Origin of the sequence: Streptomyces sp. XY431 (genome assembly GCF_001279805.1) — a bacterium.
In the GTDB taxonomy this organism is placed as follows: Bacteria; Actinomycetota; Actinomycetes; order Streptomycetales; family Streptomycetaceae; genus Kitasatospora; species Kitasatospora purpeofusca.
Genome location: NZ_LGDO01000266.1, coordinates 1 through 1,140, shown reverse-complemented (window position 1 = coordinate 1,140; position 1,140 = coordinate 1). Strand labels below are relative to the sequence as shown.

Annotated in this window: 1 protein-coding gene; it reads left to right on the top strand. The window is 66.5% G+C overall.

Annotated elements, in window-relative coordinates:
- Nucleotides 1-57 precede the first annotated feature (57 nt).
- Complete coding sequence (locus tag ADK60_RS22945; protein WP_107094694.1) at nt 58-1,140, top strand: IS630 family transposase; 1,083 nt, start codon at nt 58-60, stop codon at nt 1,138-1,140.

The following is a 1,140-nucleotide window of genomic DNA, read 5'->3' as shown; positions in this document are numbered from 1 at the left end:
TCTAGTGTCCTGCGCCTGAAATCCGCTTCATATCTGTAGCCTGTTTCCATGGCGCGCATGGGTCGGCCGATGGCCGAGTTGACCTTGACCGGTGACGAGCGGGAGACGCTGGTCCGCTGGTCAAGGCGGGCGAAGTCGTCGCAGGCACTCGCCCAGCGGTGCCGGATCGTGCTCGGCTGCGCGGATGGGAAGACGAACCAGGAAGTCGCCGCCGAGCTCGGCATCTGGCCGCAGACGGTCGGCAAGTGGCGGCGGCGCTTCCTGGAGCGCCGCCTGGAGGGGCTCGCGGACGAGCAACGCCCCGGCGCTCCAAGGAAGATCAGCGACGAGAGGATCGAGGAAGTCGTCGTCGCCACCCTGGAGCGGACCCCCAAGGACGCCACTCACTGGTCCCGGGCGTCGATGGCCGCCGAGACGGGACTGTCGAAGTCCACCGTCGGCCGGGTCTGGCGTGCCTTCAACCTCAAGCCGCACCAGGTCGACACTTTCAAGCTGTCGAAAGACCCCCAGTTCATCGACAAGGTCCGCGACGTGGTCGGGCTGTACCTGGACCCGCCGGAGCGCGCTCTGGTCCTGTGCGTCGACGAGAAGTCCCAGATCCAGGCACTCGACCGCTCCGCCCCGGTGCTGCCGATGATGCCGGGCATGCCCGAACGCCGCACCCACGACTACCTGCGCAACGGCGTCACCACCCTCTTCGCCGCCCTCGACGTGGCCAGTGGCGAGGTCATCGGCTCTCTCCACCGCCGCCACCGCGCGGCCGAGTTCAAGAAGTTCCTCACCAAGCTCGACAAGGAGGTGCCCGCCGATCTGGACGTGCACCTGATCTGTGACAACTACGCCACTCACAAGACCCCCGCGATCCAGCGGTGGCTGGCCGGCCACCCCCGGTTCCACCTGCACTTCACCCCGACCAGCTCGTCCTGGCTCAACCAGGTCGAGCGATGGTTCGCCCTGCTGACGGACAAGCAGCTCCGACGCGGAGTCCACAAGTCCGTCCGGGCCCTGGAGAAGGACATCAGGGCCTGGATCAAGACCTGGAACGAGGACCCCCGCCCGTTCACCTGGACCAAGACCGCGGACGAGATCCTCGAACGGCTCGCCTCATATCTTGAACGAATTCCTGGTGCAGGACACTAG